Source organism: Streptomyces sp. NPDC102462, from assembly GCF_044765425.1.
Classification (GTDB): domain Bacteria; phylum Actinomycetota; class Actinomycetes; order Streptomycetales; family Streptomycetaceae; genus Streptomyces.
Window position 1 is genome coordinate 1 of the sequence record NZ_JBIWKB010000023.1, and the last position, 14,513, is coordinate 14,513.

16 protein-coding genes are annotated in these 14,513 nt (G+C 72.3%); 13 read left to right on the forward strand and 3 right to left on the reverse strand.

The window, feature by feature from the left end:
* The first annotated feature begins 100 nt into the window (after positions 1-100).
* The 10 genes from ACIRFL_RS20820 (at position 101) to ACIRFL_RS20865 (ending at position 11,184) form a co-directional block, all read left to right on the forward strand.
* Positions 101-727, forward strand: a complete 627-nt coding sequence (locus tag ACIRFL_RS20820) for an NUDIX domain-containing protein (protein WP_404030309.1) — start codon at positions 101-103, stop codon at positions 725-727.
* Between the two features lie 183 nt (positions 728-910).
* Positions 911-2,986 carry a tetratricopeptide repeat protein gene (locus ACIRFL_RS20825; protein WP_404030310.1) on the forward strand — a complete coding sequence of 692 codons (2,076 nt, stop codon included), beginning with the start codon at positions 911-913 and terminating at the stop codon, positions 2,984-2,986.
* 135 nt (positions 2,987-3,121) lie between these two features.
* Positions 3,122-4,246, forward strand: a complete 1,125-nt coding sequence (gene ald / locus ACIRFL_RS20830) for an alanine dehydrogenase (protein WP_404030312.1) — start codon at positions 3,122-3,124, stop codon at positions 4,244-4,246.
* A gap of 387 nt (positions 4,247-4,633) precedes the next feature.
* Complete coding sequence (locus ACIRFL_RS20835) at positions 4,634-5,770, forward strand: ParA family protein (protein WP_404030314.1); 1,137 nt, start codon at positions 4,634-4,636, stop codon at positions 5,768-5,770.
* A complete protein-coding gene (locus tag ACIRFL_RS20840; protein ID WP_404030316.1) occupies positions 5,755-6,336 on the forward strand; it encodes a hypothetical protein in 582 nt (193 codons plus the stop codon). Before ACIRFL_RS20835 ends, ACIRFL_RS20840 begins: the two co-directional genes overlap by 16 nt.
* A 258-nt stretch (positions 6,337-6,594) precedes the next feature.
* Entirely contained in the window at positions 6,595-7,608 is a 1,014-nt protein-coding gene (locus ACIRFL_RS20845) for a segregation and condensation protein A (RefSeq protein WP_404030318.1), read from the forward strand.
* Complete coding sequence (gene scpB / locus ACIRFL_RS20850; protein WP_404030319.1) at positions 7,605-8,255, forward strand: SMC-Scp complex subunit ScpB; 651 nt, start codon at positions 7,605-7,607, stop codon at positions 8,253-8,255. Before ACIRFL_RS20845 ends, scpB begins: the two co-directional genes overlap by 4 nt.
* A gap of 12 nt (positions 8,256-8,267) precedes the next feature.
* A complete protein-coding gene (locus tag ACIRFL_RS20855) occupies positions 8,268-9,332 on the forward strand; it encodes a pseudouridine synthase (protein ID WP_404030320.1) in 1,065 nt (354 codons plus the stop codon).
* Positions 9,333-9,448: 116 nt separating this feature from the next.
* Positions 9,449-10,168 (forward strand): NUDIX hydrolase, encoded by a 720-nt coding sequence (locus ACIRFL_RS20860; protein WP_404030322.1) that lies wholly within the window; start codon positions 9,449-9,451, stop codon positions 10,166-10,168.
* A complete protein-coding gene (locus tag ACIRFL_RS20865; RefSeq protein ID WP_404030324.1) occupies positions 10,165-11,184 on the forward strand; it encodes an ADP-ribosylglycohydrolase family protein in 1,020 nt (339 codons plus the stop codon). The genes ACIRFL_RS20860 and ACIRFL_RS20865 overlap by 4 nt, the downstream gene beginning before the upstream one ends.
* Here the strand turns inward: ACIRFL_RS20865 and ACIRFL_RS20870 are convergent.
* From ACIRFL_RS20870 to ACIRFL_RS20880, 3 genes are read right to left on the reverse strand one after another with little or no spacing between them, the layout of a single operon-like run.
* The gene (locus ACIRFL_RS20870; RefSeq protein WP_404030326.1) at positions 11,181-11,912 is read right to left on the reverse strand and encodes a DNA polymerase beta superfamily protein; all 732 of its coding nucleotides are present in this window, start codon (positions 11,910-11,912) and stop codon (positions 11,181-11,183) included. The genes ACIRFL_RS20865 and ACIRFL_RS20870 overlap by 4 nt on opposite strands.
* Positions 11,913-11,934: 22 nt before the next feature.
* A complete protein-coding gene (locus ACIRFL_RS20875) occupies positions 11,935-12,405 on the reverse strand; it encodes a Rieske (2Fe-2S) protein (RefSeq protein ID WP_404030328.1) in 471 nt (156 codons plus the stop codon).
* A complete protein-coding gene (locus tag ACIRFL_RS20880) occupies positions 12,402-12,584 on the reverse strand; it encodes a DUF6529 family protein (protein ID WP_404030329.1) in 183 nt (60 codons plus the stop codon). Before ACIRFL_RS20880 ends, ACIRFL_RS20875 begins: the two co-directional genes overlap by 4 nt.
* Positions 12,585-12,703: 119 nt before the next feature.
* On the opposite strand from ACIRFL_RS20880, the gene ACIRFL_RS20885 reads away from it, so the two are divergent.
* Genes ACIRFL_RS20885 through ACIRFL_RS20895 form a run of 3 tightly spaced genes read left to right on the forward strand, consistent with a single transcriptional unit; the run spans position 12,704 to position 14,488 of the window.
* Positions 12,704-12,982 carry a hypothetical protein gene (locus tag ACIRFL_RS20885; RefSeq protein ID WP_404030330.1) on the forward strand — a complete coding sequence of 93 codons (279 nt, stop codon included), beginning with the start codon at positions 12,704-12,706 and terminating at the stop codon, positions 12,980-12,982.
* A 52-nt stretch (positions 12,983-13,034) separates the two neighbouring features.
* Positions 13,035-13,397, forward strand: a complete 363-nt coding sequence (gene aroH, locus ACIRFL_RS20890) for a chorismate mutase (RefSeq protein ID WP_404030331.1) — start codon at positions 13,035-13,037, stop codon at positions 13,395-13,397.
* Entirely contained in the window at positions 13,394-14,488 is a 1,095-nt protein-coding gene (locus ACIRFL_RS20895; RefSeq protein ID WP_404030332.1) for a prephenate dehydrogenase, read from the forward strand. The genes aroH and ACIRFL_RS20895 overlap by 4 nt, the downstream gene beginning before the upstream one ends.
* Positions 14,489-14,513 lie beyond the last annotated feature (25 nt).

Consider the following 14,513-nt stretch of genomic DNA (forward strand, 5'->3'; position numbering starts at 1 on the left):
CATCCAGCGGCTCACCCATGACAGCCATACCCCGGGCCCCTGGGCCTCACCGATCTTACGAATGACCAGTTCAGACCCACATCAATAGATAGGACAGGGCATGACGATCAAGGACAGCCCGGAGGAATGGGAGATCCGGGCGACCGAGACTCCCTTCGTGGGGAACAAGACCTCCGTCCGCACGGACGAGGTGGTCATGCCCGGCGGTGCGGTGGTCCGCCGCGACTACCAGGTCCACCCCGGCTCCGTGGGCGTGCTCGCCCTCGACGAGGAGGACCGGGTCCTGCTGATCCGCCAGTACCGCCACCCGGTCCGGCAGAAGCTGTGGGAGATCCCGGCCGGGCTGCTCGACGTGCCCGGTGAGAACCCGCTGCACGCGGCCCAGCGCGAGCTGTACGAGGAGGCGCACGTCAAGGCCGAGGACTGGCGTGTGCTGACCGACGTGTACACCACTCCGGGCGGCTGTGACGAGGCTGTACGGGTCTTTCTGGCCCGGAACCTGTCCGAGGCGGACGGCGAGCGCTTCGCCGTCGAGGACGAGGAGAGCGACCTGGAGTACGCGCGTGTGCCCGTCGACGAACTGGTGCGGGGCGTGCTGGCCGGGGAACTGCACAACAACTGCCTTGTGGTGGGCGTCCTGTCGCTGGTCGCCGCCCGGGCGGGCGACGGGCTCGACGCGCTGCGCCCGGCCGACGCGCCCTGGCCCGCGCGCCCCTTCGTCTGCTGAGCCCGAGCACCCCGCCTCCGGTGTGACGATCGCCTGATCCGATCGAGCGACCCGCCCGCCGCGCTCCGCCCGGAACGTCGCAGAGCGTGAACTAGGCTCCTCGCGGATGAGCCGAAGAGAAGGCGCGGCGCCCGGGGCCGGAGCCCCGGTCGGCGCGCGCGCGGTGGGACGGGAGTGTGGCCCGTGACGGATCAGGCGGTGGACACCGACGGCGTGCAGCTGTCCGGACCCCCGGCCGTGGAAGGCCAGTTCCTGGGCCGTACAAGGGAGTTGAAGGAACTGCGCGCCGACATCGAGCGCGCGGGGCTGGACACCATCGCCGGCCGCAAGGCCCCCCGCGCCCGGGTGCTCCTCGTCGCGGGCCGGCCCGGCTCTGGCCGCACCGCCCTCGCCGGCGAACTGGCCCGGCAGGTCGCCGACCGCTACCCCGACGGCGTGCTGCGCGCCTCGCTCGCCGAGCCCGACGGCACCCCCGTCCCGGTCGAGCACGCCGCCCGCGAACTGCTGACCACCCTCGGACTGCCCGCCCCGGCCGGAGCCGCCGAGGACGATCTGACCGCCGAACTGCGCGACGCCCTGTCCGCGCGCCGGGTGCTGCTCCTGCTGGACGACGCGAGCGGCGCCGAACAGGTCGACGCACTCCTCCCGGACAGCCCCGACTGCCTGGTCGTCGCCGTGTCCGAGGGCCCGCTGACCGGGATCGCGGACGTCCGCCCGTGCACCGTGGGCGGGCTCGACACCAAGTCGGCCCTGGAACTGCTGACCCGGTACACCGGCTCGGTACGCATCACCGTCGACCCGCGCGCGGCCGAGGACCTGGTCGAGGCGTGCCAGGCCCAGCCCGCCGCCCTCGCCCTGGCCGGCGGCTGGCTCGCCGCCCGCCCCAAGGCGGCCGTCGCCGACCTGGCCAAGCGCCTGAACGCGGAGAGTGACGAGCCCAGCCCGCTCGGCCGGGTGTTCCGGCTCGTCCACGAGACCCTGCCCGGGCCCGCCGCCCGGATACTGCGACTGCTCTGCCTGGCCCCGGCGGGCCTGGTCGACCCGCACACCGCCTCCGCCCTGGCCGGCTGCTCGGTGAGCGCCGCGCACACCACCCTCGACGACTTCGTCGGCCTCGGACTGCTGCGGTCGGTGGCCTCCCCGCTGCCGCAGTACGAGGTCCCCGGCTGCCTGCACCCTCTGCTGCGCGCCCGCGCCGAGGCCCAGGACCGGCCAGGCGAGCTGCAACTGGCCCGGGCCCGGATGCTGGAGCGGACCGTGCGCCTGCTCCACTCCTGCCGGGCGATCACCGAGACGGACAACCCCGAGATCCGCGCGAGGCTCCAGGGCCTGCCCCGCACCCTGCGCTTCCCGACACCCCGGGCCGCCGCCGACTGGCTGCGCATCCGCCGGCCCGCGCTGCTGGCCGCCGCACGGCTCGCGGTCGCCGACGGGGAACTGGACACACTGGCCCGCCGGCTGATGTCCCAGCTGGTCAGGGCCATGGTGGCGCACTTCGGCACCCAGGCGGCCGCCGCCGATCTGTACGGCATCCACGGCCTCGTCCTCGATGTCGCCGAACGCCGGAACCTGCCCAGGGAACGGGCCGCCGCGCTGCTGAACCTCGGCGACCTCGACGCCAGGACCGGCCGCACGGCCGAGGCGCTGGCGCGTTACCGGGCCGCGCTGGACGCCGGACGCGAGGCCGACGACCCGTATGCGACCGGCCGCGCGATGGAATCCGTAGGCGGCGCACACCAGGAGCTGGGGGACCACGACCGGGCCGCCGACTGGTTCGGGCGGGCCCTCGCCCAGCGCCTGGCCCGCGGCGAGCGCGCGGACGCCGCCCGGCTCTACGGGCGCATCGCCACCGCGCACACCTACGCGGGCCGCTACGGCGAAGCGCTCAAGGGCTGGCGCGCGGCCGTCGCCGGCTACCGCAGGACGGGCGATGTCGCAGCGCAGGCACGGGCGTTGAGCGAACTGGCGCGGGTCCAGGAGTACGCCGGACGGCCCGCGGAGTCGCTGCGCACCTGCCAGGAGGCGGTGGAGTGGGCGCGCCGCGCCGAGGACGTGCGGCTGCAGGCCGCCCTCCAGCTGCGGCTCGCCGACACCCTGGAGCGCCTGGGCGACAGCGCCGCCGCGCGCCTGCACCGCAGCGCCGCCGAGCGCATGCTGGGTGAGGAGGGGCAGGACCTCCAGGAGGGCCGGGCGAGCGGATCAGACCCGGAACACGGTGCTAACGCCTGCGAAATCCGCAGTACACCCGACGAAGATTGATGCAATGAAAGGCTAGACAGCCGGAACACCTTCATTAAACTGGCTCTGCCGCACCTTCTCCCGCGGTGTCTCCCGGTGTGCCCCCGCATGCCCGGAATATCTTGCAATGCCCCCACATCCTCTGAGCCAAGGACCGTGATCGACGTGAAGGTCGGCATCCCCCGCGAGGTCAAGAACAACGAGTTCCGGGTGGCCATCACCCCCGCCGGCGTGCACGAGCTGGTGCGCGGCGGTCACCAGGTCGTCGTCGAGCGCGCCGCCGGCGTCGGCTCCTCGATCCCGGACGAGGAGTACGTCGCCGCCGGCGCCGAGATCCTGGAGACCGCCGACGAGGTGTGGGCCGCCGCCGACCTGCTGCTCAAGGTCAAGGAGCCGGTCGCGGAGGAGTACCACCGGCTCCGCAAGGACCAGACGCTCTTCACCTACCTGCACCTGGCCGCGTCCAAGGAGTGCACCGACGCCCTGCTGGAGTCCGGCACCACGGCGATCGCGTACGAGACCGTCGAACTGCCGGGCCGTGCCCTGCCGTTGCTCGCCCCGATGTCCGAGGTCGCGGGCCGGCTGGCCCCGCAGGTCGGCGCCTACCACCTGATGCGCGCGAACGGCGGGCGCGGGGTGCTGCCCGGCGGGGTGCCGGGCGTGCTGGCCGCCAAGGCCGTCGTCATCGGCGGCGGCGTCTCCGGCTGGAACGCCGCGCAGATCGCCATCGGCATGGGCTTCCAGGTGACCCTGCTCGACAAGGACATCAACAAGCTCAAGGAAGCCGACAAGGTCTTCGGCACGAAGGTGCAGACCGTCGTCTCCAACGCCTTCGAACTGGAGAAGGCGTGCCTGGACGCCGACCTGGTGATCGGCGCCGTCCTCGTCCCGGGCGCCAAGGCCCCGAAGCTGGTCACCAACGAGCTGGTCTCCCGGATGAAGGCGGGAAGTGTCCTTGTCGACATCGCGATCGACCAGGGCGGCTGCTTCGAGGACTCCCGCCCCACCACGCACGCCGAGCCGACCTTCCCGGTCCATGACTCGGTCTTCTACTGCGTCGCCAACATGCCGGGCGCGGTGCCCAACACCTCCACCTACGCGCTGACCAACGCCACCCTGCCGTACATCGTCTCCCTCGCGAACAACGGCTGGGTCGAGGCGCTGCGCCGCGACCCCGCGCTGGCCAAGGGCCTCAACACCCATGACGGCAAAGTGGTTTACCGAGAGGTCGCCGAGGCGCACGGCCTGGAGCACGTCGCGCTGGAGAGCCTGCTCGGCTAAGTCACCATTGCGTAAAGGCGATACGTCAACTCGACGGGTCAATCGCACGCATCCGGCCGGTCCTTGTCCCGCAAGGTCCGGCCGGATGTGTGTATGGTCACTTTGCGGCTCTCGGTCAACTCGCCTCGAACGTAACCCTTCGACCGATTCGTACACCGGTGAAACCTGCTGTGCGACGGCCGTACGCCCTTGACAGAGGGATGTTCCATTGCCGACACATCCTGCCGGGTCCGGCGGATTGTGTTGCTGCGGACCGCCGACACGCCATAGAGTCGCCAACCGTCGGCATGGTGCCACGCTGACCTGTCTAGAAGTTCCCTGGTCACCAAGGAGGTAAGACGACTTGTGAATGAGTCGACATTTTCTCCCGGGGGTGGTCAACCAGGAATGCCTGTACGGGGCCAGGGTCCCGCGGGGTTCGAGGCTGTCGGCTCCGTCGCTGTGCGCACCTTCGCAGCCCACCAGAGTCACCCGAATCCCAGGGTGACTCAGCCAGCACACCCGAGCATGGATGGCCATCACGTGAACGCCATGGCCGGCGACGGAAGTGGCGCGCCCCACAACCACTTCGCCGACTACGACGAACTGCCCGAGGGGCACTTCTACGACCCCGACGCCGAGTACGAGCCCGACCCCGAGTACGCGGCCACGCTCGCGCCCGACGCCGCCCGCCAGCGCCGCGAGCGCATCGGCCCGACCGGGCGCCCGCTGCCGTACTTCCCGATCCCGGGCCCGCTGACCGACCACGGACCCGCGAAGATCATCGCGATGTGCAACCAGAAGGGCGGCGTCGGCAAGACCACGTCGACCATCAACCTGGGTGCCGCGCTCGCGGAGTACGGCCGGCGCGTACTGCTCGTGGACTTCGACCCGCAGGGCGCGCTGTCGGTCGGTCTCGGCGTCAACCCGATGGAGCTCGACCTCACCGTCTACAACCTGCTCATGGAGCGGGGCATGTCCGCGGACGAGGTCCTTCTGAAGACCGCGGTCCCCAACATGGACCTGCTTCCGAGCAACATCGACCTGTCCGCCGCCGAGGTCCAGTTGGTCTCCGAGGTCGCCCGCGAGTCGACGCTCCAGCGCGCCCTGAAGCCGCTGCTGCCCGACTACGACTACATCGTGATCGACTGCCAGCCCTCGCTCGGCCTGCTCACCGTCAACGCCCTGACGGCCGCGCACAAGGTCATCGTGCCGCTGGAGTGCGAGTTCTTCGCCCTGCGCGGGGTGGCGCTGCTCACCGAGACCATCGAGAAGGTCCAGGAGCGGCTGAACCCGGAGCTGGAGCTCGACGGGATCCTCGCCACGATGTACGACTCGCGCACGGTGCACAGCCGTGAGGTGCTTGCGCGTGTCGTCGAGGCGTTCGACGACCACGTCTACCACACGGTCATCGGCCGCACGGTCCGCTTCCCGGAGACCACGGTCGCCGGTGAGCCCATCACCACGTACGCCTCCAACTCCGTCGGTGCCGCCGCCTACCGCCAGCTCGCCAGGGAGGTGCTCGCCCGGTGTCACGCCGAGTGAGTCTGCCCGGGGCCGACGAACTGTTCCGTACGACAGGGGGGATGGCGCTCCAGGCGTCCACTCCGCGGCGCCAGGCCAACGGCGAGGCCCGGGTGCCGGCTCCCGCGGGGGAGAGCGACCCGGCCGCCGCCGAGGACGCGCCGCAGTCCGTGCCCGCGCAGGGCGGCGACGGCGACGGCCCGGAGCATGTGGCGGCGGAGGCGGAGCCCGCCGACACCGGCGAGTCCCGCAGCCGCTCCGCCGCGGAGCGCTCCGCGCGGCGTCAGGCGGTGCAGGAAGGTTCTTCTGCCGCCTCCGCCGCTGCTGCCGGCCAGCAGCCGCGCAAGCGGGGGCGCGCCGCGGCGCGGCGGCCCAGTGGGCGTGAGCGGCACGACGAGAAGATCACCGTGTATGTGTCCGCGGAGGAACTGATGGACCTGGAGCATGCGCGCCTGGTCCTGCGGGGTGAGCACGGGCTGGCCGTGGACCGCGGGCGCATCGTGCGGGAGGCGGTCGCCGTGGTGCTGGCGGATCTGGAGTCCCGGGGGGACGCGAGCATTCTGGTACGTCGCCTACGCGGTCGCTAGCGCTCGGCTTGGGCCGGGATGCGTTGTGCTTCGTCTGCGGCTTGGTGGGGGCTGATCGCGCAGTTCCTCGCGCCCCTTTCAGGGCGCCTTGTCGGGCTGTGGGGGATTTGCTGGAGTTGCTTGGTGCCGGACTGGCGGGTTGTGGGTTGGCTGCGGCTTCGTTGTGGCTGGGCGCGCAGTTCCTCGCGCCCCTTCGGGGCGCGTTGTTGGGCCGTGGCTGGCTTTGGTGGGGCTTGTTGGAGGTAGCCTGCGGGGGTCATGGCCTCGAATGAGTCTTTTGCCCGCGGCGTATCCGCCGGTCGTAGGCGTGAGCTGGGGCGGGGGCCGGGCGCCGGGCCGCCGCAGGGCGACGCAGTCGATGTCGCCGAGCCGGAGGCCGTGGTTCCCGAGCCGGAGCCAGAGCCTGAGCCGGAGGCCGCCGAGGCCGAGCCGGAGACCGTCGTCGCCGGGGACGAGTTCGGTGATGGGGTTTTCACCGTGCGGCTTGCCAACTTCGAGGGTCCCTTCGACCTGTTGCTCCAGCTGATCTCGAAGCACAAGCTCGACGTCACCGAGGTGGCGCTCTCCAGGGTCACCGACGAGTTCATGGCGCACATCCGGGCGATGGGACCGGACTGGGACCTGGACCAGACGACCGAGTTCCTGGTCGTGGCCGCCACCCTGCTCGACCTGAAGGCGGCCCGGCTGCTGCCCGCCGCCGAGGTCGAGGACGAGGCCGACCTCGCCCTGCTGGAGGCCCGCGACCTGCTGTTCGCCCGGCTGCTCCAGTACCGCGCGTACAAGCAGATCGCCGACATCTTCAACCGCCGGCTCGACGAGGAGGCCCGGCGCTACCCCCGTACCGTGGGCCTCGAACCGCACCACGCCGACCTGCTGCCCGAGGTCGTCATCAGCATCGGCCCCGAGGGCTTCGCCCGGCTCGCGGTCAAGGCGATGCAGCCCAAGCCGAAGCCCCAGGTGTACGTCGACCACATCCACGCGCCGCTCGTCAGCGTGCGCGAGCAGGCGGGCATCGTGGTCGCCCGGCTCAGGGAACTGGGCGAGGCCAGCTTCCGGGCCCTGGTCGAGGACACCGACGACACGCTGACCGTGGTCGCCCGCTTCCTCGCCCTGCTGGAGCTGTACCGCGAGAAGGCCGTGGCCCTGGACCAGGAGACCGCCCTCGGGGAGCTGATCGTGCGCTGGACCGGCGGCGACGGCGACGAGACACCGACCGTGACGGACGAGTTCGACCGGCCGCCCGAGGAGCCCAAGGAGGAGAAGAAGGCGTGAGCGAGGACACCAGCGGGCTTCCGGCGGGCGCGCCCACCGTCGCGGACCTCGACCTCAGGCCCGCCCTGGAGGCGGTGCTCATGGTCGTGGACGAGCCCGCGACCGAGGAGCACCTCGCCAAGATCCTGCAACGGCCCCGGCGGCAGATCGGGGACGCGCTGCGGGCGCTGGCCGACGAGTACACCGTGCAGGGCCGCGGCTTCGAACTGCGGCTCGTGGCCGGCGGCTGGCGCTTCTACACCCGCCCCGAGTACGCCGCCGCCGTCGAGGGCTTCGTCCTGGACGGCCAGCAGGCCCGGCTCACCCAGGCCGCGCTGGAGACCCTGGCCGTGGTCGCCTACCGCCAGCCCGTCAGCCGCAGCCGCGTCTCGGCCGTACGCGGGGTCAACTGCGACGGTGTGATGCGCACCCTCCTGCAGCGCGGACTGATCGAGGAGGCGGGCACGGAACCCGAAACAGGTGCGATCCTGTACAGGACGACGAACTACTTCCTGGAGCGGATGGGCCTGCGCGGCCTGGACGAGCTTCCGGAACTCGCGCCCTTCCTCCCGGAGGCGGAGGCGATCGAGGCCGAGACCCAGGAGGGCGTGCCGTCGTTCGACCCGGACGCACCCGACGCGCCCGGCGGTCAGGACGCAGACGACTAAGACGGAATTTTGATGCGAAGCAGCGGCAGCGGCAGGAACGGCGGGCGCGGCGACTACCGCGGTGCCGGCAACAACAGGGACGAGCGGCAGGGGCAGGGCCGTCCCCGCAAGCCCCGCCCCGAGGAGCGCCGCTACGACGTCGGCCCCGGCGCGACGAAGGACGGCCCCCGGTCCGGACGCGGCGGCGCCGCGCGCGGTGGCGCCAAGGGCGGGCCCAAGCAGGCCCAGCAGCGCGGCGGGCGTACCGACCCGGGGCGCTCCCGGGAGTACGACGCACGCGCGGAGGAGCGCAACCGCGAGCGGTACGCGGGCAAGAAGGACGTCAAGGTGCCCAAGACCTTCCCGGGCGCCGAGCAGGAGGGCGAGCGGCTGCAGAAGGTCCTCGCGCGCGCGGGCTACGGCTCCCGCCGGGCCTGCGAGGAGCTGATCGACCAGGCCCGTGTCGAGGTCAACGGGGAGATCGTCACCGAGCAGGGCAAGCGCGTCGACCCGGAGAAGGACGAGGTCAAGGTCGACGGGCTGACCGTCGCCACGCAGTCGTACCAGTTCTTCTCGCTCAACAAGCCCGCCGGTGTCGTGTCCACCATGGAGGACCCCGAGGGCCGTCAGTGCCTCGGCGACTACGTCACCAACCGGGAGACAAGGCTCTTCCACGTGGGCCGGCTCGACACCGAGACCGAGGGCGTCATCCTGCTCACCAACCACGGTGAGCTGGCGCACCGGCTGACCCATCCCAGGTACGGCGTGAAGAAGACCTATCTCGCGGCGATCGTCGGCCCGATCCCGCGCGACCTGGGCAAGCGGCTCAAGGACGGCATCCAGCTGGAGGACGGGTACGCGCGCGCGGACCACTTCCGGGTGGTCGAGCAGACCGGCAAGAACTATCTGGTCGAGGTGACCCTGCACGAGGGCCGCAAGCACATCGTGCGCCGCATGCTCGCCGAGGCCGGCTTCCCGGTGGAGAAGCTGGTGCGCACCGCCTTCGGGCCCATCACCCTCGGCGACCAGAAGTCGGGCTGGCTGCGCCGCCTGTCGAACACCGAGGTCGGGATGCTGATGAAGGAAGTCGAGCTCTAAGGGCCCGGCCCTGAGGTTCTGAGTGCCTGAGTGCCTGAGTGTCCGGGGAGCTTGTGCCCCGGACACCCCTGTCTTTATAGTCATCGTGACCATTAAAGGCAGGGTGGAGGAGCACGGTGCGGGGCTACGACAAGCACGCGTACGAACCCTTCGCCGTCACCGTCGACCTGGCGGTCCTCACCGTCCGCGCCGGCGCCCTGCACGTGCTGCTCGTCGAGCGCGCCCAGCAGCCGTACGCCGGTCACTGGGCGCTGCCCGGCGGCTTCCTGCTGCCCGACGAGTCGGCGGAGACCGCCGCCCGGCGCGAACTCGCCGAGGAGACCGGGCTCGGCGACGTCACCGGGCTGCGCCTGGAGCAGCTGCGCGCCTACAGCGAACCCGGCCGCGACCCGCGGATGCGGGTCGTCTCCGTCGCCTTCACCGCGCTGCTGCCCGACGCGCCCGAACCCCGCGGCGGCGGCGACGCCGCCCAGGCGCGCTGGCTGCCGTACGACGCGGCACCGGCGCTCGCCTTCGACCACGGCCGGATCCTCGCCGACGCCCGCGACCGGGTCGGCGCCGGCCTCGAACACACCTGTGCCGCCACCGCCTTCTGCCCACCCGTCTTCACGCTCGGCGAACTGCAACAGGTCTACGAGGCGGTCTGGGGCACCACGCTCGACCGCGCCAACTTCCGCCGCAAGGTGCTCGCCACGCCCGGCTTCGTCCAACCGGCCGCCGGAGCCGCCCGGCTGACCGGCGGGCGCGGCAAGCCGGCCGCCCTCTACCGCGCGGGCGGCGCCACCGCCCTGCACCCGCCGCTGCTCCGACCGTCCAGGGAAGGACGTCCCGCATGACCGGCACCGTCTCCCGGCGTTCCGCCACCGGATCCCTGCTGGGCCTCGCCCTCGGGGACGCGCTCGGCTTCCCCACCGAGTTCAACGACGTCCCGTCGATCCTCGCCAAGTGCGGCCCCTGGCGGGAGATGGAGCTGCCGCGGCGCGCCTTCGTCTCGGACGACACACAGATGACGATCGCCCTGGGGCGCGGGCTGCGCACGGCCATGGACCGCGGGGTGCTCGGGCCGAAGCGCCTAGAGCGGCCGCTGCGCGAGGAGTTCGTCGAGTGGTACCGGTCACCGGAGAACAACCGGGCCCCGGGCCGCACCTGTCTGACCGCGTGCAGCCTGCTGAAGGACGAGGGACGCCCCTGGCAGGAGGCCAGCCAGATCGGCTCCAAGGGCTGCGGCGCCAACATGCGGGTGGCGCCCGTCGGTCTCGTCCCAGAGCTGAGCGACGAACAGCGGGCGGGCGCCGCCCAGTTGCAGTCCGCGCTCACCCACGGGCACCCCACGGCGCTGGCCGCGTCCGACCTCACCGCCCGCGCCGTACGGCTGCTCGCCCAGGGCGCCGAGCCCGCCGGGCTGGTCGGCGAACTGCGCACGTACGCCCACGACAACCGCACTTGCTACCACCACGCCTGGCTCGGCGACCTGTGGACCCGCGCGCAGGACCCCACGCCCGAGCACTTCGCCGCGCGCGGCTGGGACGAGTGCCTTGCGGTCCTGGACCGCCTTGAGGACGCCCTGCGCACGCCCGCGCCGGAGACCGACCCGTGCCTGGCCACCGGGGCGGGCTGGATCGCCGAGGAGGCACTGGCGACCGGCCTGCTGTGCTTCCTGCTCTTCCCCGACGAACCGGTCACCGCCCTGCGCCGCGCCGCCTGCTCCAGCGGCGACTCCGACTCCATCGCCTGCCTCACCGGCGCCTTCGCAGGCGCCCACCTCGGCGCGGACGCCTGGCCCCCCGCCTGGACGTCCCGCATCGAGTACCGAGACGACCTACACACCCTGGGAACCCTCTGGGACGCTTAGCCCCTGCACGACTTCGTGGTGCGCGGGTCCGGCTCGGTGGTGTCGGTGCGCAGGGCTGAGGTGCGGCGGGTTCGGAAGAGGAAGTCCGCTATCCGGCGGTGGTCCGGCTCGGTCGGGAGCGGGGTGGTGAGCGCGGCCCGTTCGGTCTCCGCGGCCAGGCGGTGCATCCGGGCCTCCACCTCCGGCCACGGGACCTCGCCGCGCCGCACCGCCAGCAGGGACTCCCGCCCGTCGCCCACCTCCACCGTCAGCACACCCGTGCGCAGCAGATCGCGGGCGGTCATGAGCAGCCGCAGCAGATGCATCGCGTGCTTCCAGCGTGGTGCGCCGCGCTCGCGCAGGTCGGCTTCGAGCTTCCTGCGCTGCCCGAGGGCGTACCGGGTGAAGCTGTCGTACACCCGGCGGGAGAGGAACGCCCCGCGCAGCGCCAGCAGTTCGCGGCCCGTGTCGTCCAGGTGCTCCACCAGCGGCGAGTGCAGACACTCCAGGATGTTCGGGTTCGCGCGCAGCGCCAGCTCGCAGAAGCGTTCCAGCTCCCAGCTGAACTGCTCCGGTTCGGGTCCCGCCACATGGGTCGGCGGCTTGGTGAACCGCCAGAACAGGGGGGTGGGTGCCAGGAACACACCGCGCCGGTCGGTGTCACTGGTGTCGGTCGCCAGGCCGAAGGCACGGGAACCCATCACACAGGCGTAGATCGTGTGGTCGCGTACCAGGTCCAGGGGCTGCATGCCCGGGAGGGTACGCGTCCGGTCACGCCAGGCGGATCGAATTTCCCTCCACCGTGATGCTCTCGGCGGGCAGCGGCCGGGTCGCCGGGCCGTGGGCCACCGAGCCGTCGGCGATGTGGAACCTGCTGCCGTGGCAGGGGCAGTCGATGGTGCCGTCGGCCACCTTGCCGACCGTGCAGCCCTGGTGGGTGCAGATCGCCGAGAACGCCTTGAAGTCGTTCCGCGTCGGCTGGGTGACCACGATCTTCTGATGGGCGAAGATCTTGCCGCCGCCGACCGGGATGTCACTCGTGCGCGCCAGCTCCTGTCCCGGGGTGCCCACAGGCGAGGGAGTGCCCGTGGGCCTGCCGGGACCGGAGGTGGGGGGCGTGGCGGTCGTGCCGGGGCTCGTGACCGAGGACGATCCGCCCCCGCCACCGCAGCCGACCGCGGTCGCGGCGATCGCCGCCGTGCCCGTCGCCAGCACCGCGCGCCGCGTCGAGTCGTCGGTCATGTCGTCGCTCCGTGCGTCATGTCGTCACTCCGAACGTGCGGGAGGGCCGCGGCAGCGGCCGGGCCGTGGGGGACTCGCTCCGAGCGGAGCAGCAGCATCCTGGCACCGAAGGCCCCCCTGAAGAAGCAATTCAGGACGGAGTGCGGTAAAAGGCGCATTTCATTCACCTGATAGCCCAACTCGCACGGTGGGCACCCGGCGCGTCACCCCGAGTAGCGCGCGCGGCCGATCCACGTGACATTGGCGGTCTGGAGGTCGGGCACGCACCGGCGCCCGGCCATGGACGAAAGGCGTGATCATGGCCGCGCACGATCCCGGCAGCCTGCTCGGCCCACTCCTCGGCCGGGCCGGCGGCGACGCCCTGACCGGCCGGGGCCTCGGCGCCCTGCTGTCCGCCGTCGGCCAGCCCCACAGCGGCGGCGGACCCCATCCGCTGTGCGGCCTGCTCGACGTGCTCGCCAGATCGGGGCCGTGCGCGCCGCCCGTCCCGCCCCCCAAGCCGCCCGCCGACGGGCCCGGCTCGACAGCCCGTCTCAGCGGGCGGGCGGCGGGCACCCGGCGCACGGCGGCTGACTAGGCTGGACGGCCCAAGAGCCGATACGCGACTCATCGCAGCAAGGAGCAGCGCCGTGGCGGTACGAGCGGTCCGGGGGGCCGTCCAGCTGGAGCGGGACGAGGCCGGCCACATGGACGAGCGGGTCGGGGCCCTGCTCACCGCACTCCTGGAGCGGAACGGGCTGACCGCCGACGACCTGATCAGCATCTGGTTCACGGCCACGCCCGACCTGCACAGCGACTTCCCGGCCGCCGCCGCACGCAAGCTCGGCATCGTGGACGTACCGCTGATCTGCGCCCAGGAACTGGACGTCGAGGGCGCCATGCCCCGGGTGGTCCGGGTCCTCGCGCACATCGAGTCCGAGCGGCCCCGCGCCGACCTCGCCCATGTCTACCTCGGTGCGGCCGCCGCCCTGCGCAAGGACATCGCCCAGTGAGGACCGCACTCGTCATCGGCACCGGGCTCATCGGCACCTCCGCCGCGCTCGCCCTGTCCCAGCGGGGCGTCGTCGTCCACCTCACCGACCACGACCCCGGGCAGGCGCGCACGGCCGCCGCGCTCGGCGCCGGCACCGACGAGGCCCCGGGCGGCCCCGTCGACCTCGCGATCGTCGCCGCCCCGCCGGCCCTTGTGGCAGCCGTCCTCGCGGACGCCATGCGCCGCGGCGTCGCCCGCGGCTACCTCGACGTGGCCAGCGTCAAGGGCGGCCCGCGCCGCGAACTGGAGACGCTGGGCCTGGACGGGGCCGCCCTGTCCCGGTACATCGGCACGCACCCCATGGCGGGCCGTGAGAAGTCCGGCCCGCTGGCGGCCACGGGCGACCTGTTCGAGGGCCGCCCCTGGGTGCTGACCCCCACGCGGGACACCGACACCGAGGTGCTGAACCTCGCCCTGGAACTGGTCTCGCACTGCCGGGCGGTGCCGGTCGTCATGGACGCCGACGCCCACGACCGGGCCGTCGCACTGGTCTCCCACATGCCCCACCTGATCTCCAGCATGGTGGCCGCCCGCCTGGAGCACGCCGAGGAGGCCGCCGTACGGCTGTGCGGACAGGGCATCAGGGACGTGACCCGGATCGCCGCCTCCGAGCCCGGGATGTGGATCGACATCCTGTCCGCGAACCCGGGGCCGGTCGCCGACCTGCTCGCCGACGTCTCCGCCGACCTCGACGAGACCGTGCGTGCCCTGCGCGCCCTGCAGTCCTCGGACGAGACCAAGCGGCGCGAGGGCACCGCGGGCGTCGAGGACATGCTGCGGCGCGGCAACGCCGGACAGGTCCGGGTGCCCGGCAAGCACGGCAGCGCCCCGCGCGTGTACGAGACGGTCGCCGTGCTCATCGACGACCAGCCGGGCCAGCTGGCCCGGATCTTCGCCGACGCGGGCCGGGCGGGCGTCAACATCGAGGACGTACGGATCGAGCACGCGACCGGTCAGCAGGCGGGTCTGGTGCAGCTGATGGTGGAGCCGAAGGCGGCGCCCGTGCTGACGGCCGCCCTGCGGGAGCGGGGCTGGGCGATCCGGCAGTAGGCGGCCGGACGAGTGACAAACACCC